This window comes from Amycolatopsis sp. NPDC034160, from assembly GCF_055575355.1.
Map to the genome: position 1 here is coordinate 132,256 of NZ_JBVISU010000020.1, position 22,081 is coordinate 154,336.

The 22,081-nt window shown below is 68.6% G+C and carries 22 protein-coding genes and 1 riboswitch; of the genes, 11 read left to right on the plus strand and 11 right to left on the minus strand.

The features are described 5' to 3' along the window. Position 1: 1 nt before the first annotated feature. Positions 2-721: an OmpA family protein gene (locus ACZ54P_RS31675; protein WP_465465259.1), complete on the minus strand. Its 720-nt coding sequence runs from the start codon at positions 719-721 to the stop codon at positions 2-4. Between the two features lie 427 nt (positions 722-1,148). Then, positions 1,149-1,997 carry an SGNH/GDSL hydrolase family protein gene (locus ACZ54P_RS31680; protein ID WP_465465260.1) on the minus strand — a complete coding sequence of 283 codons (849 nt, stop codon included), beginning with the start codon at positions 1,995-1,997 and terminating at the stop codon, positions 1,149-1,151. Between the two features lie 272 nt (positions 1,998-2,269). On the opposite strand from ACZ54P_RS31680, the gene ACZ54P_RS31685 reads away from it, so the two are divergent. Next, positions 2,270-2,974: a DUF3159 domain-containing protein gene (locus tag ACZ54P_RS31685; protein WP_465465261.1), complete on the plus strand. Its 705-nt coding sequence runs from the start codon at positions 2,270-2,272 to the stop codon at positions 2,972-2,974. A gap of 108 nt (positions 2,975-3,082) precedes the next feature. Here the strand turns inward: ACZ54P_RS31685 and ACZ54P_RS31690 are convergent, their stop codons facing one another. Together ACZ54P_RS31690 and ACZ54P_RS31695 are read right to left on the minus strand one after the other, a co-directional pair. Beyond that, entirely contained in the window at positions 3,083-4,039 is a 957-nt protein-coding gene (locus tag ACZ54P_RS31690; protein WP_465465262.1) for an N-acetylglucosamine kinase, read from the minus strand. Beyond that, positions 4,036-5,079: an SIS domain-containing protein gene (locus tag ACZ54P_RS31695; RefSeq protein ID WP_465465263.1), complete on the minus strand. Its 1,044-nt coding sequence runs from the start codon at positions 5,077-5,079 to the stop codon at positions 4,036-4,038. Before ACZ54P_RS31695 ends, ACZ54P_RS31690 begins: the two co-directional genes overlap by 4 nt. Before the next feature lie 138 nt (positions 5,080-5,217). On the opposite strand from ACZ54P_RS31695, the gene ACZ54P_RS31700 reads away from it, so the two are divergent. Continuing rightward, positions 5,218-5,973 (plus strand): GntR family transcriptional regulator, encoded by a 756-nt coding sequence (locus ACZ54P_RS31700; RefSeq protein WP_465465264.1) that lies wholly within the window; start codon positions 5,218-5,220, stop codon positions 5,971-5,973. 275 nt (positions 5,974-6,248) lie between these two features. After that, on the plus strand, positions 6,249-7,763 hold the full coding sequence (locus ACZ54P_RS31705) for an MFS transporter (RefSeq protein ID WP_465465265.1): 1,515 nt from the start codon (positions 6,249-6,251) through the stop codon (positions 7,761-7,763). Positions 7,764-7,807: 44 nt separating this feature from the next. Here the strand turns inward: ACZ54P_RS31705 and ACZ54P_RS31710 are convergent, their stop codons facing one another. After that, positions 7,808-8,746 carry a threonine ammonia-lyase gene (locus tag ACZ54P_RS31710; RefSeq protein ID WP_465465266.1) on the minus strand — a complete coding sequence of 313 codons (939 nt, stop codon included), beginning with the start codon at positions 8,744-8,746 and terminating at the stop codon, positions 7,808-7,810. A gap of 150 nt (positions 8,747-8,896) precedes the next feature. On the opposite strand from ACZ54P_RS31710, the gene ACZ54P_RS31715 reads away from it, so the two are divergent. After that, positions 8,897-9,619 carry a hypothetical protein gene (locus ACZ54P_RS31715; RefSeq protein ID WP_465465267.1) on the plus strand — a complete coding sequence of 241 codons (723 nt, stop codon included), beginning with the start codon at positions 8,897-8,899 and terminating at the stop codon, positions 9,617-9,619. A gap of 82 nt (positions 9,620-9,701) precedes the next feature. Here the strand turns inward: ACZ54P_RS31715 and thiE are convergent, their stop codons facing one another. Further along, positions 9,702-10,367: a thiamine phosphate synthase gene (gene thiE, locus ACZ54P_RS31720; RefSeq protein WP_465465268.1), complete on the minus strand. Its 666-nt coding sequence runs from the start codon at positions 10,365-10,367 to the stop codon at positions 9,702-9,704. 30 nt (positions 10,368-10,397) lie between these two features. Beyond that, positions 10,398-10,505, plus strand: a riboswitch (TPP riboswitch). Between thiE and thiO the strand changes: the two genes are divergently transcribed. From thiO to ACZ54P_RS31740, 4 genes are all read left to right on the plus strand, one after another. Continuing rightward, complete coding sequence (gene thiO / locus ACZ54P_RS31725; protein ID WP_465465269.1) at positions 10,499-11,572, plus strand: glycine oxidase ThiO; 1,074 nt, start codon at positions 10,499-10,501, stop codon at positions 11,570-11,572. (Overlaps the previous riboswitch by 7 nt.) Next, positions 11,572-11,772, plus strand: coding sequence for a sulfur carrier protein ThiS (gene thiS / locus ACZ54P_RS31730; protein ID WP_465465270.1), 201 nt, complete (start codon positions 11,572-11,574; stop codon positions 11,770-11,772). Before thiO ends, thiS begins: the two co-directional genes overlap by 1 nt. A 1-nt stretch (position 11,773) precedes the next feature. Then, a complete protein-coding gene (gene thiG / locus ACZ54P_RS31735; protein ID WP_465465271.1) occupies positions 11,774-12,532 on the plus strand; it encodes a thiazole synthase in 759 nt (252 codons plus the stop codon). Positions 12,533-12,641: 109 nt separating this feature from the next. Next, positions 12,642-13,067 (plus strand): MarR family winged helix-turn-helix transcriptional regulator, encoded by a 426-nt coding sequence (locus tag ACZ54P_RS31740; RefSeq protein WP_465465272.1) that lies wholly within the window; start codon positions 12,642-12,644, stop codon positions 13,065-13,067. 4 nt (positions 13,068-13,071) lie between these two features. Here the strand turns inward: ACZ54P_RS31740 and ACZ54P_RS31745 are convergent, their stop codons facing one another. The 4 genes from ACZ54P_RS31745 to thiC form a co-directional block, all read right to left on the minus strand. Next, entirely contained in the window at positions 13,072-13,872 is an 801-nt protein-coding gene (locus ACZ54P_RS31745) for an ion transporter (RefSeq protein ID WP_465465273.1), read from the minus strand. 26 nt (positions 13,873-13,898) lie between these two features. Then, positions 13,899-14,738, minus strand: coding sequence for a bifunctional hydroxymethylpyrimidine kinase/phosphomethylpyrimidine kinase (thiD, locus tag ACZ54P_RS31750; RefSeq protein WP_465465274.1), 840 nt, complete (start codon positions 14,736-14,738; stop codon positions 13,899-13,901). Positions 14,739-14,813: 75 nt separating this feature from the next. Then, entirely contained in the window at positions 14,814-15,629 is an 816-nt protein-coding gene (gene thiD, locus ACZ54P_RS31755) for a bifunctional hydroxymethylpyrimidine kinase/phosphomethylpyrimidine kinase (RefSeq protein WP_465465275.1), read from the minus strand. Next, entirely contained in the window at positions 15,626-17,269 is a 1,644-nt protein-coding gene (gene thiC, locus ACZ54P_RS31760; protein WP_465465276.1) for a phosphomethylpyrimidine synthase ThiC, read from the minus strand. The genes thiD (ACZ54P_RS31755) and thiC overlap by 4 nt, the downstream gene beginning before the upstream one ends. A 297-nt stretch (positions 17,270-17,566) precedes the next feature. Here thiC and ACZ54P_RS31765 point away from each other — a divergent pair, with 297 nt between their 5' ends. Beyond that, on the plus strand, positions 17,567-19,741 hold the full coding sequence (locus ACZ54P_RS31765) for a glycoside hydrolase family 15 protein (RefSeq protein WP_465465277.1): 2,175 nt from the start codon (positions 17,567-17,569) through the stop codon (positions 19,739-19,741). 123 nt (positions 19,742-19,864) lie between these two features. Here ACZ54P_RS31765 and ACZ54P_RS31770 read toward each other — a convergent pair whose 3' ends face one another. Further along, on the minus strand, positions 19,865-20,437 hold the full coding sequence (locus ACZ54P_RS31770) for a peptide deformylase (protein ID WP_465465278.1): 573 nt from the start codon (positions 20,435-20,437) through the stop codon (positions 19,865-19,867). 157 nt (positions 20,438-20,594) lie between these two features. On the opposite strand from ACZ54P_RS31770, the gene ACZ54P_RS31775 reads away from it, so the two are divergent. Together ACZ54P_RS31775 and ACZ54P_RS31780 are read left to right on the plus strand one after the other, a co-directional pair. After that, positions 20,595-20,906 (plus strand): DUF3263 domain-containing protein, encoded by a 312-nt coding sequence (locus tag ACZ54P_RS31775; protein WP_465465279.1) that lies wholly within the window; start codon positions 20,595-20,597, stop codon positions 20,904-20,906. Continuing rightward, positions 20,903-21,565 carry a LytR C-terminal domain-containing protein gene (locus ACZ54P_RS31780; RefSeq protein WP_465465280.1) on the plus strand — a complete coding sequence of 221 codons (663 nt, stop codon included), beginning with the start codon at positions 20,903-20,905 and terminating at the stop codon, positions 21,563-21,565. The genes ACZ54P_RS31775 and ACZ54P_RS31780 overlap by 4 nt, the downstream gene beginning before the upstream one ends. Positions 21,566-22,081 lie beyond the last annotated feature (516 nt).

A 22,081-nucleotide genomic window follows, 5' to 3' on the forward strand; every position in this document is an offset into this window, starting at 1 on the left:
ATCACCTCTGTTCGGCCGTGATGTCGACGCGGCGGCCTTCGCCACTCGCACCGTCGGAGTTCTTGCGTTCGGTGGAGTACGCCTGGTCGCGCTTGACCCCGTTGCGCTCCAGCAGCCGTTCCACCGTCTTCGCCCGGTTCAGGGAGAGCTTCTTGTCCGAACCGCCCGCCACCTGCCCGGTGATCCGGAACCGCAGTTCGCGCGGCGCGTCCGTGAGCAGCTTCGCGATCTCCAGCGCGCCGCGTTCGCCGTCCGCGGTCAGTTCGGTGGTGTCGGGTTCGAACGTGATCGGCGTCGCCGTCAGTAGGCGGTCGATCTCGGCCTGGAAACCGGCCTTGTCGGTCGGCTTGGCCGAAGTCGTGGTCGGGCTGGGCGGTGGGCTCGGCGGCGAGGGCGGCGGACTCGACGGCTCACCGCTCGTCGTCACCGGGCCGGGCGAGGCGGTGTCGCCGGAGATCTCGACCGTGCGGACCCCGTCGATCCGCTGGATGGCGTCCATCGCCTGCGCGGCCTGGTTCGGCAGGAAGCCGCTGAGGTTCGCATCGCGACCGGAGAAGCTCACCTGGCCGCCGGAGACACCGACGTCGGCGAGCGCGTGCTTCGCGCGCGCTGTCAGTTCGGCCTCGATGTCGTCCGAGGCCGACCAGAGGGAGATCACCGTCAAGGCGAGCGTGACCAGCAGCGCTGTAGGCAGCAAGCGGCTCCAGCGTGTACCGGGCATGAAGGGACTGTAAGCCGCTCCCCGCCGGTTGGCGAACCGGCTTTCGTCACCGACCCTTCTGGGTGACACACAACCGGAGAGTGCCGGTGCCGCGTGGGTCGGGTGGGTCGTGAGTGGCGATTCGGGTTAGAACCCGAATCGCCACTCACGACCACCGGTACCGACGCGGGCCTGTTCGTCGGGGTGAGGGGCTGGGCGAAGGCGTAACGCGCGTGCTCAGAGACGGAACTCGCGTGCCTGAACCCCGCACTCGGGTGTTACGCCTCCAAGCACGGGTGTTACGCCTCCAAGCACGCGAGATCCGGCCCTGAGCACGCGAGTACGGCGCCGCGTCACCCAAGCCACCATCCCGCCCGAACACGCCACGTTTGCCTTGACCCTCTATAGAACTCGAATCGCCACTCACGACCACCGGTACCGACGCGGGTCAGCTCGCGTGGTGGTGGACCGTCCGCTCCGTGCGCAGTGCCTCGGCGGGCAGTGTGACGGTCGCCGTTTCGAGCTGCTCCAGCGGAAGCAGCGGGGCGAGTTCCGGGCGCTTCGGGGACAGGCCGTCGCCCATCGACTCGCCCTTGAGCTGACGCCGGATCCACGGCAGCAGGTGCGCCTTCGTCCATTCGAGGTCGGAGCGGCGCGAGGTGATCCAGGTACTCGGCTCATCGGACGCCGGCCACGGCTCGCGCCAGTCGTCGGCGACCGGGACGCCGAGGACCTCGGCCGCGCGCAGCGCGATCCGCCGGTGGGCCTCGGGGGTGAAGTGCAGCCTGTCGTCGCTCCAGGCGCGACGGTCGTGCAGCGGGTCCATCGCCCACAGGTCGACCATCTTCGCGCCGTGGCGGTGGGCGATCGCCCACAGATGCGCGTTGTAGATCCCGACCTTGCCGCGCAGGACATGCATCACGGACAGGTACTTGGTGTCGGGCCCGTTGAAGATGAGCACCGGGATCCCGGCCTCGCGCAGCTTGGCGACCCCCGCCTCCAGCCGCGCGGCGACGGCGTCCACGTCCGCGCCGGGCACGATGATGTCGTTCCCGCCCGCGCACAGGGTGACCAGGTCGGGCTTCACCGCGAGGGCGATGGGCAGCTGCTCTTCGAGGATCTCGTCGAGCATCTTCCCGCGGAGGGCGAGGTTCGCGTACTGGAAATCGGCCCTGCCTTCGGCGAGGATCTCGGCGAGCCGATCCGCCCAGCCCCGATAGGTGCCGTCAGGCAAATCGTCGTTGAGTCCTTCGGTGAAGCTGTCACCGATCGCCACGTAGCTGTCGAATCCGTACACGTTGGGTCCCCTTCCGTCCGTGTGCCCCCGGTGGTACTTGTACACCACAACTAACAGCTGAGAGCGCCCCTGCCATCCCACCTGGCCGAAACCCATGGTTCAGTCCGTTGACACAGTCTCTTAGTTTGACGGACGTCCATGCATCTCCATTACTGGGATGTACACTCCTGAGCTGCCGAGATTCACCTCAAGTAGGCGTAAAACGGACAGTGTATGTGGCGAACGTCTCCCTGAGCGGGTGTCGGTGCTCATGGATCCGGCAGGCTGTAAGGGTGACCTATCGACCCCCGCGTGAGTCGCTCGCCCAGATCCTCGGCGGGCGGCGTGGCGCCCTCGACGCGAGTATCCCGCCCGCGGCCTTCGTCGTCGGCTGGCTGATCGCGGATCAGTCGATCGCCTGGGGCGCCGGGTTGGCCATCGGCGTGGCGGTGCTGCTCGGTGCCTACCGGGTCGCGCGCGGTGACAAGGCGCGTGCGGTCGTGGTGAGCCTCGCCGCGGTGATCGCCGCCGCGTTGATCGCCTTGCACACCGGCCGCGCCCAGGACTTCTTCCTCATCCAGCTGCTGTCCAATGTGGCCAGCGCGCTGCTGTGGGCGGCCAGCATCGTGATCCGGTGGCCGTTGCTCGGCGTCGTGGTGGGCCTCGTCATCGGACAGAAGACGCGCTGGCGTCGTGATCCCGCGCTGCTTCGCGCGTACTCGCGGGCGAGCTGGGTGTGGGTGTTCCTGCAGTACACGCTGCGCGTGGCCGTGTTCGGCTCGCTGTGGTGGAGCGGGCAGGTGGTCGCGCTCGGCATCGCGCGAACGGTGTTGTCCTGGCCGCTGGTCGCGGTGACGGTCGCGGTGAGCGGCTGGGTGCTGTACCGCACCTTGCCGCCGGAACATCCTGGTCTGCGGGTCGTGGAAGACGACGGCGACGCGGACGCGGCGGGCAAGAACCCCTCCGGCTCCGAGTCCGACGGGCTACCCAGGACATAAGGCGGCCCCCGGCGAGGGGGGAGGGTCCGGGGGCCGGGTCCTACGGTACCCGGAGTTCGGCCCCGGAGTCGATGGTTTGGTCTTTTGCGGGCTGTTTTCGGTGTTTTTTCATCCGGCCGCCGGGCGCGGCGCACCTTCTCCGTACGCGTCGACGGCCGCGAGCCAAGCGGCGCCGAGTACACCGTCGGTGCTGGTCAGCACCTCGATGCCGGTCAGTGCGGCGCGGACTTTCGCCCCGACCGGACCGGCCGGGGACAGCACGGCACCCACGAGGACGACCGGGGTCGTCTCGCCGGGTTCGCGCGCCGCCATGACGTTGGTCACCAGAAACCGCGCCGCTTCGGTGGTGATCCGGTCCGCCGCCGGGTCACCCTGCCGGTCGGCTTCGCTGACGAGCGGGGCGAATCGGGCGAGCCGGATCGGTGCCTCGGAGTTGGCGCTCGTGATGAGGCCCCGCCACACCGCCGTCCTGGCTCCGGGATCGCTCACGTCCACTGCGGACGGTCCGAGCGCTTCGGCGAGGACGGCGCTCGCGAGCGGGCCGAGTTCTTCACCCCGGCCCAGAGCATCCAATGTGGAGCGAACGGCTTCACGGCCGAGCCAGTACGCCGAACCTTCGTCGCCGAGCAACCAGCCGTATCCGCCGAAGGTGGCGACCATCCGCCTGCCGCGGACCCGGCCCGCGATCGACCCGGTGCCCGCCACGAGCACCGAACCGTTCGGCGCGGAGGTGGCCGACGCGTAAGCGACCTCGGCGTCGGGGACCGTCCGCACTGGACTGATCCGCAAGTTCCGCCAAGTGGCCGCGAAGACCTCCCCGATCGCCGGATCGCTCAGCTTGCTGACACCCGCCATGCCGACGACGCACGCCGCCGTCGCGGCCGGGTCGAGCCCGCCCAGCGCCGCGGTGATCGCGCTCGCCATCCGCGAGGCGGCCTCCCTCGGCGGATGGGAGTTGGGATTCCCGCCGTCCGCGTGCCCGGTGCCGAGGACGGCGCCGGAGGCGTCGACGACGATCGCTCGCGTCGACGTGCCTCCGGCATCCACACCGATGACGTGCGTCACCGGGTCTTGGTCACCTTCAGCAGCCCTCGGGGGTTGTCCGGGTCACCGCCGCGCGCCAGCGAAAGCCCGAGGGCGATCCGCTGGATGGGCAGGATCTCCAGAATCGGGGCGACCTCTTCGGCCGAAGGGGCGACACCGATCCGCAGCGCGGCGGGGACGTCGGCCGCGGCGGAACCGACCGCGAGCACGTCCGCCCCGCGTTTGCCGACGGCCTCGACGACCTCCTGCATCGCGCCAACGCCATGTCCGTTGCTCGTCACCGCGAGCACCGCGGTCTCGCCGTCGACGGCGGCGACCGGGCCGTGCAGCAGGTCCGCGCCGCTGTACGCGCGGGCCGCGAGGTAACTGGTTTCGGCGAGCTTCAGCGAACCTTCCAACGCCGTCGCGTAGGAGTAGCCGCGGCCGGTGGTGAGCACCCGGTCGACGAAGCGGTAGCGATCCACCGCGCGCTGAACGCCTTCGTCGGCGCCGTCGAGGGTCTGCTGCGCGAGTTCGCCCAGCCGCTCCGCGTCCTCGCCCTTGCCGCCGCGAACCGCGTCGATCAGAAGGTAAAGCGAAAGCAAGGTGGCGGAGTACGTCTTCGTCGCGGCGACCGCTTTTTCCAGTCCCGCGCCGATGTCGACACCGAGTTCGGCGGCGGAGCGAAGCGGGGAGTCGGGGGTGTTGGTGACCGAAACGGTCAACGCTCCCTGACGACGCGCCGTTTCGGTGACCTCGATGAGATCCGGCGAACCACCGCTTTGGCTTACTGTGATGAAGAGAACGTCCCGCAGATCGGGACGGGCACCGTACAAAGTGGCGGTGGAGGGTGAGACGAGACCGCAGGGGAGACCGAGGAGTACTTCGATCAGGTACTTCGCGTACAGGGCGGCGTGGTCACTGGAACCGCGCGCGGCGAGCAGTGCGAACCTGGGCGGGCGCTTGGAGATGGCTTCGGCCACCTCGGCGATTTCGGCCTGTCGCTCCACGATTCCTGCCAGAATGGCGGGTTGCTGGGAGATCTCCGCGGCCATGTGCTCGCCGGGGCGCTGTTCGGTCATCTCGTTCCCTTCCACCGGGACGTACCTCGTCCCCCGTAGGTCTAGACCAATGCTAGCCCGAATGGACGTTTGTGGTGAAGGGTACGTTTCCTAGCGGGGCAGGTGCGCGTTTGAGTGGGAAGGCTTAGGGAGTCGGTCATGTTGGAGACAACCACCGCGGGTGAGGCGGGCGCTGCAGCAGGGATGCGCGGACAGCGTGAACCCAAGTACTGGGCGCTGAAGCAGCACCTGCTCGATTTGCTCGACGCGTTGCCGCCGGGCTCGCCGATTCCGACGGAACGGGCACTGGCGGGTGAATTCACCGTTTCGCGCACCACGGTCCGCCAAGCGCTCGCCGACCTCACCGCCGAGGGCAGGCTCCACCGCGTGCAGGGCAAGGGCACCTTCGCCGCCGAGCCGAAACTCGCGCAGCGCCTGCAGTTGTCGTCCTACACCGAGGACATGCACAAGCAGGGCCTCAAGCCGTCGTCGAAGCTGCTGGAGATCGACGAACTCCCCGTGGAAGCCGATCTCGCGAAAATCCTCGGAATCCGGGTCGGCGCGAAAATCCTTCGCCTTCGCCGTCTCCGGCTGGCCGATTCGCAGCCGATGGCGCTCGAGACCACACATCTTCCACTCGGCCGGTTCCGCGGTTTGCGCAAACACGTTTCCGCAGGTGGCTCCCTGTACGCTGTGCTGAGGGAGCACTACGGCGTCGAGCTCGAAAGGGCCGAGGAAACGATCGAGACAGCGCTTGCCGGACCGCACGAGGCGGAGATGCTCGGCGCCGACGTCGGGATGCCGATGTTGCTCCTTTCGCGGCATTCCTTCGCCACCGACGGAAAACCGGTTGAGTTCGCCCGCGCGATCTACCGGGGCGATCGTTACAAGTTCGTCACTACGCTGCTTCCATAGGGCGCGCTGACGGAAACGTTTCGCAGGGCGCTGGACCGTAGTGGAACTCGCGGTGATCTTGAAGGGCGCCCTACAAAACGTTTCCGTGGCCTTCGGCCAAAAGAGGGCGCGCCTGTGCGGACTCCCCGTCGGCGCTGGCGCGCCTTCGGGGAGTCGGTCCGCCGGTTACCAGCCTCGGTCGCCTGACCTTTTCTGCTCGGTCCTTAAATCTCTGACGGGTCAGGTAATTGGGGGTTCTGGTGGCTTGGGGTGGGTTGGCGTGATTCAGTCGGTTCATGAGTGACGTGGCGGCGGGGATTCGGTGGGGGACGCCGGTGGCGCGTGGCGTACTCGCCACGACCATCGTGGGCTCGGGCATGGCGATGCTCGACGGCACGATCATCAACGTCGCGTTGCCGAGGATCGGCGACGAACTCGACGCGTCCGTCGCGGGGCTTCAATGGATCCTCGACGGCTACCTGCTCGCGCTCGCCGCGCTGATCCTCGTCGCCGGTTCGCTCGGCGACCGCTACGGCCGCCGCCGGATGTTCATCGTCGGCGTCGTCTGGTTCGGGATCGCGTCCGGGCTGTGCGCCGCCGCGACGACGACCGAAATGCTCGTCGCGACGCGGATCCTCCAGGGGATCGGGGGAGCTTTGCTCACGCCCGGCTCGCTCGCGATCCTGCAAGCGTCCTTCGCCCACGACGACCGGGCCCGCGCGATCGGCGCGTGGTCCGGCCTCGGCGGGATCGCGGCGGCGATCGGCCCGCTGCTCGGCGGCGTACTGGTGCAGGTGTGGTCGTGGCGGCTGGCGTTCCTGATCAACCTGCCGCTGGCCGCCGTCTGCGTCCTGCTCGCCAAGCGCTACGTGCCCGAGTCCCGCGACGAAGAGGCGACCGGGCATCCGGATTTCGTCGCGGCCGCCGTCGGCGCGATCGGGCTCGCCGGGCTGACCGGAGCACTGGTCGAAGCACCCGGACGGGGCATCGGGGATGTCTTCGTCCTGATCGCCATCGTGCTCGGTGTCGCGGGGCTAAGCGCGTTCCTGGTGATCCAGCGGCGCTCGGCCGACCCGCTGGTGCCGCCGAAACTGTTCCGCGACCGGACGTTCAGCCTCGCCAACGCGCTCACCTTCGTCGTCTACGCGGCACTCGGCGGCGTGATGATGCTGATGGTCATGCAGTTGCAGGTCTCGCTGGGCTATTCACCGACCGCGGCCGGGCTCGCCGGACTGCCGATCACCGTCATCATGCTGCTGTTCTCCGGCCGGTCGGGCGCGCTCGCGCAGCGGATCGGGCCGCGCGCGCAACTGGTCATCGGCCCGATCCTGGTCGGCGTCGGCATGCTCCTGTTGATGCGCGTCGGGCCGGGATCGTCGTATCTCGGGTCCGTGCTGCCCGCCGTCGTGGTGTTCGGGGCAGGCCTGGCGACGGTCGTCGCGCCGGTGACCGCGACGGTGCTGGCCGCCGCGCCGGACCGGTACGCCGGCGTGGCCTCCGGGGTCAACAACGCCATCGCCCGGTCCGGCGGGCTGCTCGCGATCGCCGTGCTGCCCGCCGTCGCCGGGCTCTCGGGTGCCGCCTACACCGATCCGGTGGCGCTGACGTCGGGATGGCGGACGGCGCTGCTGGTGTGCGCGGCGCTGGCCATCGGGGGCGGCTTGATCGCGCTCGGCATCCACAACGGCGTCCTCACGACGCCTTCTTCGGAGGAACCGGCCGACGACGAGTCCCCGCACCCCGGCGAATGCCTGCACTGCGGAGTCGACTCGCCGCCGACGCACATCCGCCCCTCTGGTCACGTGGGTTAGCGGGTCTCGTGAGTGGTAATGACGGTTCTAACCGTCATTACCACTCACGAGAGGATCTCGGCCAGCGTCGCCGGGTCCAGGTTCCCGCCCGAAACGACCGAAACGACCTTGCCCTCGGGCAGTTCGTCGCGGTGGAACAGATACGCGGCGGTCGCGGTGGCACCGCTCGGTTCGGCGATCAGCCTGGCGCGGTGCGCCAGCGTCCGGACGGACTCCCGGATCTCGTCCTCGGAAACGGTGATGACGTCGTCGAGCACCGTCTGGAGGTGGGCGAAGGTCAAGTCCGACGGCTGCGCGCGCAAGCCGTCGGCGATGGTCCGCGCCCGTAGGTCCATCGGCCATTCGATCCGCCTGCCCGCGCGCAGGCTTTCGGCGGTGTCGGCCGCGAGTTCGGGTTCGACGCCGATGACCCTCGCGTCGGGCAGCAGTGCCTTGATCGCCGTGCCGACGCCCGAGGCCAGTCCGCCGCCGCTGAGCGGGACCAGTACGACGCCGGCGTCGGGCAGGTCCTCGGCGATCTCCAGGCCGACGGTCCCCTGTCCGGCGATCACGTCGCGGTGATCGAACGGCGGGATCGGGGTGAGGTTCCGTTCGGCGCCGACGGCGAGCGCGGAGGATTCTTGCCGGTCGATCGGTACCTCGATGACTTCGGCTCCGAGCGCTTTGGTGGCTTCGATCTTGGCGCGCGGCGCGACGTCCGGAATGAGGATCACCGCGTGGATTCCGAACCGCTTCGCCGCGTAGGCGACCGCTTGCGCGTGGTTGCCGCTGGAGAACGCGACGACACCGCGGGCGCGCTGATCTTCGTCCAGCGCCGCGATCGCATTGTACGCGCCGCGAATCTTGAACGCGCCGATCTCCTGCAGGCTTTCCGGCTTGAGCCACAACGGCGCCCACGGCTGTGGCAGCAACGGCGTGCGCACCGCGGCACCCTTGATCCGGCTCGCCGCGTCGCGGATTTCCTCGATTGAGACAAGTTCCATATGTCTGATTATGTCAAGGAACTGTGAATAATTGAGAGTCCATTTTGGACAGACAGCGTGGCGCTCCTCACGTGCGGACAACGGAGGGAGCATCCCGTGCGCCTTACTCGTTAGGACTGGGTGAGGACCGACTAGCTGCAGAACGGGATCATGACCAAGGAGACTTCCGAGAAGGACACCGAGAAGACCGAGAAGACGGAAAAGCAGGGGCGGATCGTCCAGGTGCTGGCGGCCGCGATGGCCGCGATCACCGCCGCGCTCCTGGGTTCCACCCTCGGCGTTGCCGGAACGGTGGCGGGCGCGGGGCTGGCGAGTGTCATCACGACGCTCGGCGGCGAGCTGTACCTGCGTTCGCTGCAGCGAACGCGTGACGCCGCGCTGAAGGCGCGCGAGGTACTGACCGTGCCAGGGCGGCGCCGGGTGCTCGGCCCCGACGAGCAGGAGACCGTCCGACTGAAGCCGCCGGAGGGCGACGAAGAGTCGTCCGGGCGGAAATTCCAGCCGCGTTGGGCGGTGATCGCCGGGGTCAGCGTCGTGGCGTTCGCGGTGGCGCTCGTCGCGATCACCGGGTTCGAAGGCGCGACGGGGAAGACCTTCGGCGGTGGCACCGGGACGACCATAGGCAAGATCATCGGCGGCGCGCCCGCGCAGGAGCAGCCGCGGGAGAAGCACGACACTCCGCCGTCGACCTCTCCGTCGGAGACCCGGGACAACCAGCCCGAGACGACGCCGTCGACCACGCCGACCAGTCCGGCGACGCCCACGACACCGCCGTCGACCACGACGTCGGCGCCGCCTCCGACGAGGCCTTCGACCACCCAGGTGCCCCCGACGACTCCGTCCGCGCCGGCCTCCGGCACTCCCGCCCCCTGACCCTCGCCCCCTCCCGCATTTCGTCCTCTCGACGCGGTAGTTGGCAGCGCGAACTACCGCATTCAGAGGACGAAATGCGGGGTCAGGAGAGGGCGGAGCGAAGCGTGCGAGCGGCCGCTTCGGGGTCGTCGGCCTCGGTGATCGCCCGGACGACGACGATCCGTGACGCCCCCGCCTCCAGTACCTCGGGCAGGCGTTCGGCGTCGATCCCGCCGATCGCGAACCACGGCCGCGAGGTCCCGAAGGCCGCCGTGTCGCGCACCAGGCCGAGCCCGGGAGCGGACCGGCCCGGTTTCGTCGGCGTCGGCCAGCAAGGGCCGGTGCAGAAGTAGTCCACGCCGGGTTCCTCGGCCGCGGCCTTGGCCTGCTCGGGCGAATGGGTGGACCGGCCGATCACCACGTCGTCACCGAGCACGCGCCGCGCCACCGACACCGGGATGTCGTCCTGGCCGAGGTGCAGCACGTGCGCGCCGACGGCGAGCGCGACGTCCGCGCGGTCGTTCACCGCCAGCAGCTTGCCGTGCTTCTCGCACGCTTCCGAGAGCACTTCCAGCGCCGCGATCTCGTGTTTCGCCTCGATCGGGGCGCCGCCGGTCTTGTCCCTCAGCTGGATGATGTCGACCCCGCCTGCCAGCGCCGCGCCGGCGAATTCGGCGAGGTCGCCGCGGGCGGACCGGGCGTCGGTGCAGAGGTACAGGCGGGCATCCGCGAGCCGGGCGCGGATCTGCGAACCAGACAGGGTGGGCATGGCGGCGACGGTACCCGCGCGCTACGGTGGGGTGGTCCGCACGGGAGCCCGAGGACGGGCTGAGAGGGAGCCGAAACCGCTCCGACCGTGGAACCTGATCCGGGTCATGCCGGCGCAGGGAGCGAGCGTTCATGAGGGAACTTTCGGTAGTCGGCGGCGGGGTCATCGGCCTGTCGGTCGCTTGGCGCGCCGCCGCGCGTGGTCATCGCGTCACCGTGTACGACCCCGATCCCGGGCGAGGGGCGTCGTGGCTCGCGGGCGGCATGCTGGCCCCGGTCACCGAGGCCTGGCCCGGCGAGGAGGACGTCCTCACCCTCGGGGAGACGTCGTTGCGGCGGTGGCCGGACTTCGCCCGTGACCTGGCCGAAGAGGGTGTCGATCCGGGCCTGTCGCCGCACGGCACGCTCGTCGTCGCGCTGGACAGCGCCGACGCGGGCAACCTCGAGATGCTGGCCGCGTACCTCACCGAACTCGGCCGCGAGGTCGAGAAGCTGACCGGCCGCGAGGCTCGCCGCGCCGAGCCGGGCCTCGCCGGGTCCGTCCGAAGTGGACTGTCGGTGCCCGGCGATCTGGCCGTGGACAACCGAAGACTGCTGCACGCGCTCAAGTACGCCTGCGGCAGGCACGGCGTGGAGTTCCGCCGAGAGACGGTCACGGATCTCGAAGCCTTCGATGGCGACGTCGTCCTCGCCGCCGGTGCCTGGACCGGACGCCTGCATCCCGCGCTCGCGGGCGCCGTCCGCCCGCTGAAGGGCGAGATCCTCCGCCTGCGGCCGCGCCGGGGTTGCCTGCCGCCGCCGGTCAGGACCGTCCGCGCGATGGTCGAAGGCCGCCCGATCTACCTCGTCCCGCGTGACGACGGCGAACTCGTGCTCGGCGCGACCCAGTACGAGGCCGGTTTCGACGAGACCGTCACCGCACGCGGAGTCCGCGAGCTGCTCGAAGGCGCGGAGCGCGTCTTCCCGGGAATCGCCGAATACGAACTCGTCGAGATCGCCGCCGGACTGCGCGCGGCGAGCGTCGACACGATGCCCTTCATCGGTGAGCTGGGCGAAGGCGTCTTCGCCGCGACGGGCCACCATCGCAACGGCCTCCTGATGGCCCCGGTCACCGCGGACGCCGCGGTCGCCTGGCTGGACGGCGTGCCGTTGCCGGACGAGGTCGCGGCGGCCACGCCGTCGCGGCGAAGCGAGGAGCGGGTGTGATGGAGATCCAGGTCAACGGCCAGTGGCGCGAGTTCCCCGACGGGACCACCGTCGAGGGTGTCCTCGAAGCACTCGGCACCGCCGGCCAAGGCGTCGCGGTGGCGGTGGACGGCGTGGTCGTCCGGCGCGGCGAATGGCCGGAAGCCGTGGTGCGCAAGGGCGCCAGCGTCGACATCCTGACCGCGGTCCAAGGAGGCTGACATGAATGGTGACGACCTCGTCATCGGCGAGCACAAGCTCTCGTCGCGACTGATCATCGGTACCGGCGGCACGTCGAACCTCACCGTCCTGGAACGCGCGCTGGTGGCGTCCGGTACGGAACTGACCACCGTCGCGATGCGCAAGGCCGACGCCGAAGGCGGCTCCGGCGTCCTCGAACTGCTTCGACGGCTCGGCATCCGCTTGCTGCCCAACACCGCGGGCTGCCGGACGGCCGCCGAAGCCGTCCTCACCGCCCAGCTGGCGCGTGAGGCGCTCGACACCGACCTCATCAAGCTGGAGGTTCACGCCGACGACCGCACGCTGCTGCCGGATCCGTTCGAGACCATCGAAGCGGCCGAGCGGCTCACCGCGGACGGCTTCACCGTGCTCGCCTACACCAACGACGACCCGGTGCTGGCGCTGCGGCTGGAGGAGGCGGGCTGCGCGGCCGTGATGCCGCTCGGCGCGCCCATCGGTACCGGTCTCGGCATCCGGAACCCGCACAACATCGAGCTGATCGTGGCGCGCGCGGGGGTTCCGGTGATCCTCGACGCCGGAATCGGCACGGCCTCCGACGCGACGCTGGCGATGGAGCTCGGCTGCGACGCCGTCCTGCTCTCCACCGCCGTGACCAGGGCCGCGGACCCGGAACGGATGGCGTCGGCGATGCGTGCCGCGGTCACCGCCGGCCGGCTGGCCGCCGGGGCGGGCCGGATCCCCCAGCGGTTCTGGGCGCACGCCTCGAGCCCGCCTCGATAACCCTTTTGTACGGTTCACGGCCTTCACAGCGAGTACGCACGGGGAGCCCGTATGGTTGACGGCACTTTCCGGAGGCGCACCCGCCGCCGTGTACCCAGAGGAGCCAGTGGTGACCACGTCAGCGGTCCAGGACGTTTCGGGCAGGTTGTTCCTGGCGGTGGGCCGGTTGTCCCGGTCACTGCGCCAGGCGGGCGTGCCCGGGCCCGGCCACGGCGCGATCTCGGCGCTCGCCACGCTCGTGAACTCCGGCCAGCTCCGTCTGGGTGATCTCGCGGCGAAGGAAGGCGTCGCCGCGGCGACCATGTCGAGGATCGTCGCTTCGCTGGTCGAAGCCGGGTACGTCCGCCGTGAATCGGATCCGATCGACAGGCGGGCTTGGCTCGCGGAGGCCACCGAAGAGGGCGAGCGGCTGGTGTCCGGCGTGCGGTCGACGCGGGTGAACGAGCTGAGCAAGCGCCTCGAACGGCTGACTCCGGAGCATCAGGCCGCGCTGGCGGCGGCTCTGCCCGCTCTCGAAGCACTCATCGCGGACTAGACCGCTAGGGGTTCTGACGTAGCTCCGCGACTTCGGCACGAAGGGCGCGGAGTTCGTCGAGGATCTCCTTGTTCGCCACGGCTTGGGTCTCGGCCTGTTTCGCCTCTTCCTCGCGGATGTCCTGGCGAAGTTCGTCCTCCATCCCGCTGACCACGACGGCGATGAAGAGATTCAGCACCGCGAAGCTCGACACGAGGATGTAGACCACGAAGAACACCCAGGCCATGGGTGCTTCCTTCATGATCTCCTTGGCGATGTCCGGCCACGCCTCGCCCGTCATCACCTGGAACAGCGTGAACAGCGAAGTGCCGAGGTCGCCGAAGTTGTCCGGCGAGATCGCGCCGAACAGCTTCGTCGCCATCACACCCGCGACGAAGATGATCAGCGCGAGGAGCGCGGCGATCGACGCCATCCCGGGGATCGCCGCGAGCAGCCCGGTCACGACCTTCCGCATCGACGGCACGACCGAGATCAGCCGCAGCACGCGCAGCACCCGCAGGGCCCGCAGCACCGCGAACGGACCGGTCGTGGGAATCACCGCGATGCCGACGACGAGCAGGTCGAAGATGTTCCACGGGTCGCGGAAGAACTTCGAGCGATAGGCGTAGAACTTCGCGGCGAGTTCGAGCACGAAGATCCCGAGCGCGATGTAGTCGACCGTGTGCAGCAGCGACCCGTATTCCGCGACCATTCCGGGCGAGGTCTCCAGGCCGAGGGTGACGGCGTTGAAGACGATCACCGCGATGATGAAGTTCTGGAAGCGGCGGTCTTCGACGACCTTGGCCACCGTTTCGCGTGCGGTCACGGCGCAGATCGTAACCGGCCGGATGCTCAGTGCTCCGGCGCAAGCCGCCAGAACGCCGAAACCGGACCGACCTTCGCGCCCATCGGGTAAGCGTTTTCGACCGCGTGTGAGACGAACCACTTGCCGTAGTGGGCGGCTTCCACGACCGACATCCCCTTGGCAAGACCGGCCGTCAGCGCCGACGCCATGGTGTCCCCGGCGCCGTGCGTGTGCTGCGTCGCGAACCGCTCGCCGGGCAGCTCGACGAACGTGGAGCCGTCGAAGAGCACGTCGACGCATTCCGGGTCGGAGACGAGGTGACCGCTCTTCACGAGCACGTACTTCGGTCCGAGCCGGTGCAGGACGACGGCCGCCTGGTGCATCTGTTCACGGGTGGTCACGGTCATGCCGGTCAGCAGCCGGACCTCGTCCAGGTTCGGGGTGAGGACGGTCGCGCGCGGCAGGAGTTCGTCCCGCAGTGCCACCAGCCCGGCCTCGTCGAACAGTGGATGGCCGTGCATCGACGCCGCGACCGGATCGACCACGAACGGCACCTTCCGGTCGCGGCCGATGTCGGCCTTGTCGCACGCGGCGGCGACGGCGTGGATGATCTCGGCCGAGGCGAGCATCCCGGTCTTGGCCGCGTTGACCCCCATGTCGGCCGCGACGGCCTCGATCTGCCCGGCGACGATCCGCGCCGGGATGTCGGTGCGGTCGTGTACCCCGAGGGTGTTCTGGACGGTCACCGCGGTGACCGCGACCAGGCCGTGCACGCCGCAGGTGAGGAAGGTGCGCAGGTCCGCCTGCAGTCCGGCGGCGCCGCCGGAGTCGGAGCCTGCGATGGTCAGCGCCGACGGCGGACTCGACGGACTCGGGTTTTCGGTCATGGGGTCATTTTCACATTGGGTCTCGTGAGTGGTAATGACGGTTCTAACCATCATTACCACTCACGAGCCCGACGCTTACTTGAGCCGCCAGAAGGGTGAAACCGGCCCCACCCCGGCGCCCAGCGGGTACGACTCCGCCACGCACCGCTCGATGAACCGTTTCCCCTCGGCGACGGCGGTCGGCACATCGGCCCCCTTCGCCAGCGAAGAGGTGATCGCCGACGCCATGGTGTCCCCGCCGCCGTGCGTGTTCCGCGTGTCGAACCGCGGCCCGCTCAGCTCGACCCACGTGGTGCCGTCGGTCAGCAAGTCCACACAATCCTGCGCCGCGTCGAGGTGCCCGCCCTTCACCAGCACCCACGCCGAACCGAACTCCAGCAACGCTTCCGCCGCTTCCCGCTGGGTCGCGGGCCCGGTCACCGAGACGCCGGTCAGCAGCCGCACCTCGTCGAGGTTCGGCGTGATCAGCGTTGCCCGCGGGAACAGTTCGGTGCGGATCGCCTCCAGCGCCTCCTCGCGCAGCAACGCGTGCCCGGTCATCGACGCGGCGACGGGGTCCACGACGAACGGCGTCTCCGTGTGCCGTCCGATGTGGACCTCATCGAGCGTCTTGGCGACGGCGTTGATGATCTCGGCCGTGGCGAGCATCCCGGTCTTCGCGGCGTCGACGCCCATGTCGGTGGCGACGGCCTTGATCTGGCCGGTGACTACGTCGACCGGGATCTCGCTGAAGCCCTGCACGCCCAGCGAGTTCTGCACGGTGACCGCGGTGAGCGCGACCATCCCGTGCACGCCGTTGGCGAAGAAGGTCCGCAGATCGGCCTGGATGCCCGCACCACCACCGGAATCGGAGCCGGCGATGGTGAGGGCGGTCCTGGGCGTTTCCGTCACTGATTGACCACCGGCAGGTAGACCTTGTTGCCCTGCTCGGCGAATTCGTGCGACTTCTCCGACATCCCGGCTTCAATGGCCTCCACTGTGGACAGTCCGTGTTCCTCGGCGTACTTGCGGACGTCCTGGGTGATGCGCATCGAGCAGAACTTCGGCCCGCACATCGAGCAGAAGTGTGCCGTCTTCGCCGGTTCCGCGGGCAGTGTCTCGTCGTGGAACGAGCGCGCGGTGTCCGGGTCCAGCGACAGATTGAACTGGTCGTTCCAGCGGAACTCGAAGCGGGCCTTGGAAAGCTCGTCGTCCCACTCCTGGGCGTACTGGTGCCCCTTGGCCAGATCGGCGGCGTGCGCGGCGATCTTGTAGGTGATGACGCCGGTCTTGACGTCGTCGCGGTTCGGCAGGCCCAGGTGCTCTTTCGGCGTGACGTAGCACAGCATCGCCGTGCCGTACCAGCCGATCTGCGCCGCGCCGATGGCCGAGGTGATGTGGTCGTACCCCGGCGCGATGTCGGTCGTGAGCGGGCCGAGGGTGTAGAACGGCGCCTCGCCGGTCAGCTTCTCCTCGAGTTCGACGTTCTCCTTGATCTTGTGCATCGGCACGTGGCCGGGGCCCTCGATCATCACCTGGACGTCGTGCTCGCGGGCGATGTGCGTGAGTTCGCCCAGCGTCTCCAGTTCGGCGAACTGCGCGCGGTCGTTCGCGTCGGCGATCGAGCCGGGACGCAGGCCGTCACCGAGGGAAAAGGTGACGTCGTATTCGCGCAGGATCTCGCAGAGCTCGGCGAAATTCGTGTACAGGAACGATTCCTTGTGGTGCGCGAGGCACCAGGCCGCCATGATCGAGCCGCCGCGCGAGACGATGCCGGTGACCCGGCGCGCGGTCAGCGGGATGTAGCGCAGCAGCACGCCCGCGTGCACGGTGACGTAGTCGACACCCTGTTCGCACTGCTCGATGATGGTGTCGCGGTAGACCTCCCACGACAGTTTTTCCGGCTCGCCGTCGACCTTTTCCAGCGCCTGGTAGATCGGCACGGTGCCGACCGGGACCGGCGAGTTGCGGATGATCCATTCGCGGGTCTCGTGGATCCGCTTGCCGGTGGAGAGATCCATGATGGTGTCGGCGCCCCAGCGGGTGGCCCACACCATCTTGTCGACCTCTTCCTCCACCGAAGACCAGACGGCCGAGTTGCCCATGTTGGCGTTGATCTTCACCAGGAAGTTCTTGCCGATGATCATCGGCTCGCTCTCCGGGTGCTTGCGGTTGGCCGGGATCACCGCGCGGCCGCGGGCGACCTCGTCCCGCACGAACTCCGGCGTGCAGCGTTCGCGGGCCGCGATGTACTCCATCTCACGGGTGATGACGCCCTGTTTCGCCCAGCCGAGCTGGGTGTTGTGCTCGCGTCCGTCGGCCCAGCCAGTGCGCAGCCGGTGGAGTCCACTGTGGACGTCGATCTTCGCGTCCGTTTCGGTGTACGGACCGGAGGTGTCGTAAACATCGAAATGCTCGCCGTTCGACAGGTCGATCCGCCTCGCGGGGACCCGGAGACCGGATTCCGTCTGGTGATAGACCTTGTGGGAACCGGTGATCGGCCCGGTGGTCACGGTCGGCGTGATGTTCCGGGCATTCTCAAGCGTCGTCAACGACGTTCACTCCCTACGCCGGCATTACCCGGTCAGGTTCATGCGGTCGGCGGCGCCGGGTCTTCCAGAAAAAAGACTCCAGCCGCCCTCTCAGCCCGCCATGGCGCGAGCTCCCGCGGTTGTTTGGTTGTGCCCCGACCATGCCACGTCGGGGGTGCCGCAATCAACCCGCCCCGTGGTGAACTGGCTGAAGACATGTCGACAGCGTTAGCGGTTCACCGGTTTGGAGCATGTGCCCGCACGGGATTCACGGCAGAATCCCGGAGGCTCTGCACCGTTACAGAACCTGGGGTTGATATGCGAAAAATCGTGCTCCCGGCACTGGCAGGCGTGCTGATCGCCGCGCTGGTCCCGGCGGCGGCGTCGGCACAGGGCGGTGAGGCGCCCGGTGCGCCCGGCGCCCATCCGAGCTGGCTCCCGGCGAACAAGACCGGCTTCGGCACCGCCCGTGACAGGGTGAGCAACGTCTGGTTCACCCTGCAAGGCGGCCGGCTCTCCGAGGTCTACTACCCGGATCTGTCGACGCCGAGCGTCCGCGCGCTCGACCTCGTCGTCACCGACGGGAAGAGCTTCGCCACGGTCGATTCGTCGGCCAAGGCGCAGCAGGTCCGGCGCACCGGCGCCGACGGCCTCACCTACGAGCAGACCATCACCGACGATCAGCGCCGCTGGAAGCTCCGCAAGACCTACGTCACCGACCCGGCGCGTACGACCGTGCTGATCGACGTCGACTTCGTCTCGCTTACCGGCCGCCCGTACCAGGTGTACGCGGTCGCGGACCCCGATCTCACCAACGAGGGATCCGACGACTCCGCACGCACCGACGGGGTGAACGCCGTCGCGTCCGACGCGAAGACGGCGGCCGCGCTGACCGCGGAACCGGCGTTCTCGCGCACTTCAGTCGGATACGCGGGATCCTCCGATGGCCTCACCCAGCTGACGAAGTCCTTCGCTCTCAAGGATTACGCGAGCGCGGCCAAGGGCAATGTGCTGCTCACCGGGCAGACGTCCGCCGACGGCGTCCGCTCCCGGGACTTCACACTCGCGCTCGGCATGGGCGCGAAGGGCCCCGACGCCCTCGCCAACGCGAAAGCCTCGCAACGGCGCGGATTCGGCGATGCCGCACGGGCGTACGACCGCGGCTGGAAGCAGTACCTCCGCCAGGTGAAGGACGTCCCGGCGGCCCTGAAGACGAAGCAGGAACGCGACCTCTACAAGGCGTCCGTGCTCATGCTCGCGGCGAGTGAGGACAAGACTCACCAGGGAGCGTTCATCGCGTCGCCGAGCATGCCCTGGCGGTTCGGCGACAACGACCCGGAGTGGTCGCCTTCGGGCACCTATCACCTGGTCTGGCCTCGCGACCTCTACCAGATCGCGACCGGTCTGCTCGCCGCCGGTGACCGGGACGCCGCGAACCGGTCCGTCGACTACATGTTCGGCACACAGCAGCTGCCGGACGGCCATCTGCCGCAGAACAGCCACGTCGACGGCACGCCGTACTGGACGTCCATCCAGCTCGACGAGACCGCGCTGCCGATCGTGCTCGCGCAGCAACTCGGCCGCACCGACGCCAAGACCTGGCAGGGTGTGCGCAAGGCGGCCGAATTCCTGTTGTCCTACAAAGCGGACAACGGGCACGCCTCGCCGTACAGCCAGCAGGAGCGCTGGGAAGAGCAGGACGGCTACTCGCCTTCGACGATCGCCGCGGTGATCGCCGGACTGGTCTGCGCCGCCGACCTCGCCAAGGCGAACGGCGCCGCAGCCGACGCGAAGCGCTACCTCGACACCGCCGACACGTTCAAGGCGAAGCTCGCCCAGTGGACGGTGACCACGAACGGTCCGCTGTCGAAAAACCCGTACTTCGTCCGGCTGACCAAGGACGGCGACGCGAACAACGGCACGAAATACAACCTGGGCAATTCCAGCGTGACCATGGACCAGCGTGCCGTGACCGACGCCGGATTCCTCGAACTGGTGAGGCTGGGCATCTACCGGGCCGACGATCCAGTGATCCGGAACAGCATCGCGGTCACCGACGCCGACATCGCCTTCACCACCCCGACGGGTCAGTTCTGGCACCGGTACACGAAAGACGGATACGGCGAGAAGGCCGACGGCTCACCGTGGGACTACACGTTCCCGGCGGAAAGCCGGACCACTTTCGGGCGACTGTGGCCGCTGCTCGCGGGTGAACGCGGCGAGTACGACCTCGCGGCCGGTGACCGGGGCACCGCTGCGAAGCGGCTTCGCGACCTCGGTCGCGTCAGCAGTTCCGGTGACACCATGCCGGAACAGGTCTGGGACGAGAACGCCCCGTCGGGTCAAACGGGCTTCCCCGCCGGCACTCCGACGGCGTCCGCGACGCCGCTGGCCTGGACACACGCCCAGTACCTCCGGCTCGCTTGGTCGGTCCAGGCCGGGAAGGTGATCGAGCAGCCGCGGGTGGTGCGCTGCCACTTCCTGGGTTGCTGAGTGCTGGGCCGCTGAGTCCCGCTCGGCCGCTGAGTCCCGCTCGCTAGTGCAATGAAGGGGCCTTTCATCGCAAATTTTGCAAGGAAAGGCCCCTTCATTGCACGCGGGGCAGGTGCGTAAGGGTCAGTCGTCGGAGGCGTCGGGCCGCGCCTCGGGGAGCCACGAGTTGCCCGGAACGCCCCACTTGTTCGCCTTGAGCATCTTCTTCGCCGCCCGGGCGTGGCGGCCGACCAGCCGGTCGAGGTAGATGAAGCCGTCCAGGTGATCGGTCTCGTGCTGCAGGCAGCGCGCGAAGTAGCCGGTGCCCTCCACCTCGATCGGATTACCGTCGACGTCGAAGCCGGTCACCTTCGCCCACGAAGCCCGCCCTGTCGGGTACGACTCGCCGGGTGCCGAGAGACAGCCTTCCCAGTCGTCGTCCGGGTCCGGCATCGTCTCCGGGATCTCCGACGTCTCGAGCTTCGGGTTCACCACGACGCCCTTGTGGCGAGTGCCCTCGTCGTCGGGGCAGTCGTAGACGAACACTCGCAGGTCGAGGCCGATCTGGTTGGCCGCGAGGCCGACCCCTTCGGCGGCGTACATGGTCTCGAACATGTCGTCGATGAGCGTGCGCAGCTTGTCGTCGAACTCGGTGATTTCCCGAGTCGGGTTGTGCAGCACGGGCTCGCCGGCGATCACGATGGGATGGACGGTCACGGGCGCAGTTTAGTCGGACCCTTCTGGTAGACCCTTACCCATGACGCGCCGACGTCGATACCGAGGACGGGCGCCGGATCCGTGGTCTAATGGCGCCGCGGAATGACAAGCCTGTGGTTTCACGCCGCCGAGCACTGACCTGATTGCGAGGAGTCGGATGGACGCCGCGGAGTCGATGGCCGAGCCCGACCAGCCGTCCCCGTCGGAGACCGTGCACGGCCTCAGCGAGCGTGAGCTCGAAATGCTCGCTTTCGAACGGCAGTGGTGGAAGTACGCCGGCGCGAAGGAACAGGCCATCCGCGAACGTTTCTCGATGTCGTCGACGCGGTATTACCAGCTGCTGAACCGGCTGCTCGAGAAGACCGAAGCCATGCAGGCTGATCCGATGCTGGTGAAGCGCCTGCGAAAGACGCGAGCGGCCCGGCAGCGCAATCGCGCGGCCCGGCGACTGGGGATCGATCTCTCATGAGTCTGTTTTCGGGGCTGTCCCGGCCGATGAAGGCCGCCGGACTGGCCTTGGTCGGTGTCGCCGTGATCGCCGCCGTGATCGGCGGGATCACCCTGGCCACCGGGGGCGGTGATTCGGACACCGCCACCCCGCCGGGGACCACCCCGACGACCTCGGACGGCGGCGTCTCGCCGTCGTCACCGGCACCGGGTTCGCCGCCGGCCACCACGCCGCCCGCCTCGTCGGCACCGCCGTCGGGCCCGCCCGCGAGTTCGGCGCCGCCAGCGAGTCAGCCTGGTCAGCCCGGGCAGACGGGCCAACCCGGTCAGCCCGGTCAACCAGGTCCGGGTCAGCCCGGCGGCGACCAGCAGGCCTCCCACAAATGGGTGACCGTGCGCGTCTACAACAACAGCACGATCCAGGGGCTGGGCGAGCAGGCCGCGAAGGACTTCCGCGCCTCCGGCTGGAACGTCACCGACGTCCACGGCTACCAGGGCAAGCTCCCCGCGACAGCGGCCTACTACCGGCCGGGTACCGACGAGGAAGCGGCCGCGAAGGCGTTGGCGCTGGAGTTCGGTTTCCAAGCCCAGCCGAGGTTCGCGGAAATCCAGAACGCGGCCCCTGGCGTGATCGTCATCGTCACCAAGGACTACAAGTCCAACGACAAAACCGGCTCCTAGCAGTACCTGAAGGCCCCTTCGCCGTGTCTGGCCTGGGTGAGGGTGACGGTAAGGGACACTTCTCGCGGCCATGGTGCCCGTTTCAGGCGCTTTGCGCATTTGCGCGAGCGGGTAGCGGCCGTGCCGTGAAGGACTCTTTGAGGGACCCAGAGTCCCTCAAACTTCCCTTCACTCTTTCGGAAGGCCATCACGAGCCTCGCCAGCCCCACCAATCGCCACGGCGGCGCGTGAAGGCCCCCTTCTCTCGGCTCAGCCGAGGAAACTCGACCTTTACACCTTCCTGTACTTAGGCGTGAGGGCGGCGGTGAACCGTCGGTCCAGGTGGTCGTGAGTGGCGATTCGGGTTAGAACCCGAATCGTAACTAGTCAGGTCCCGGGTCGTGTGGTGGTCGTCGTTCTGCGATGATCACTACGTGTCCGGGGGTGAGCGTCCGTCGTATGACGAGCTTGCTGCGCTTGTGGTGGCGCAGGCGGAGACGATCCGGGTGTTGCGGGCCGAGAATGAGCGGTTGGCCG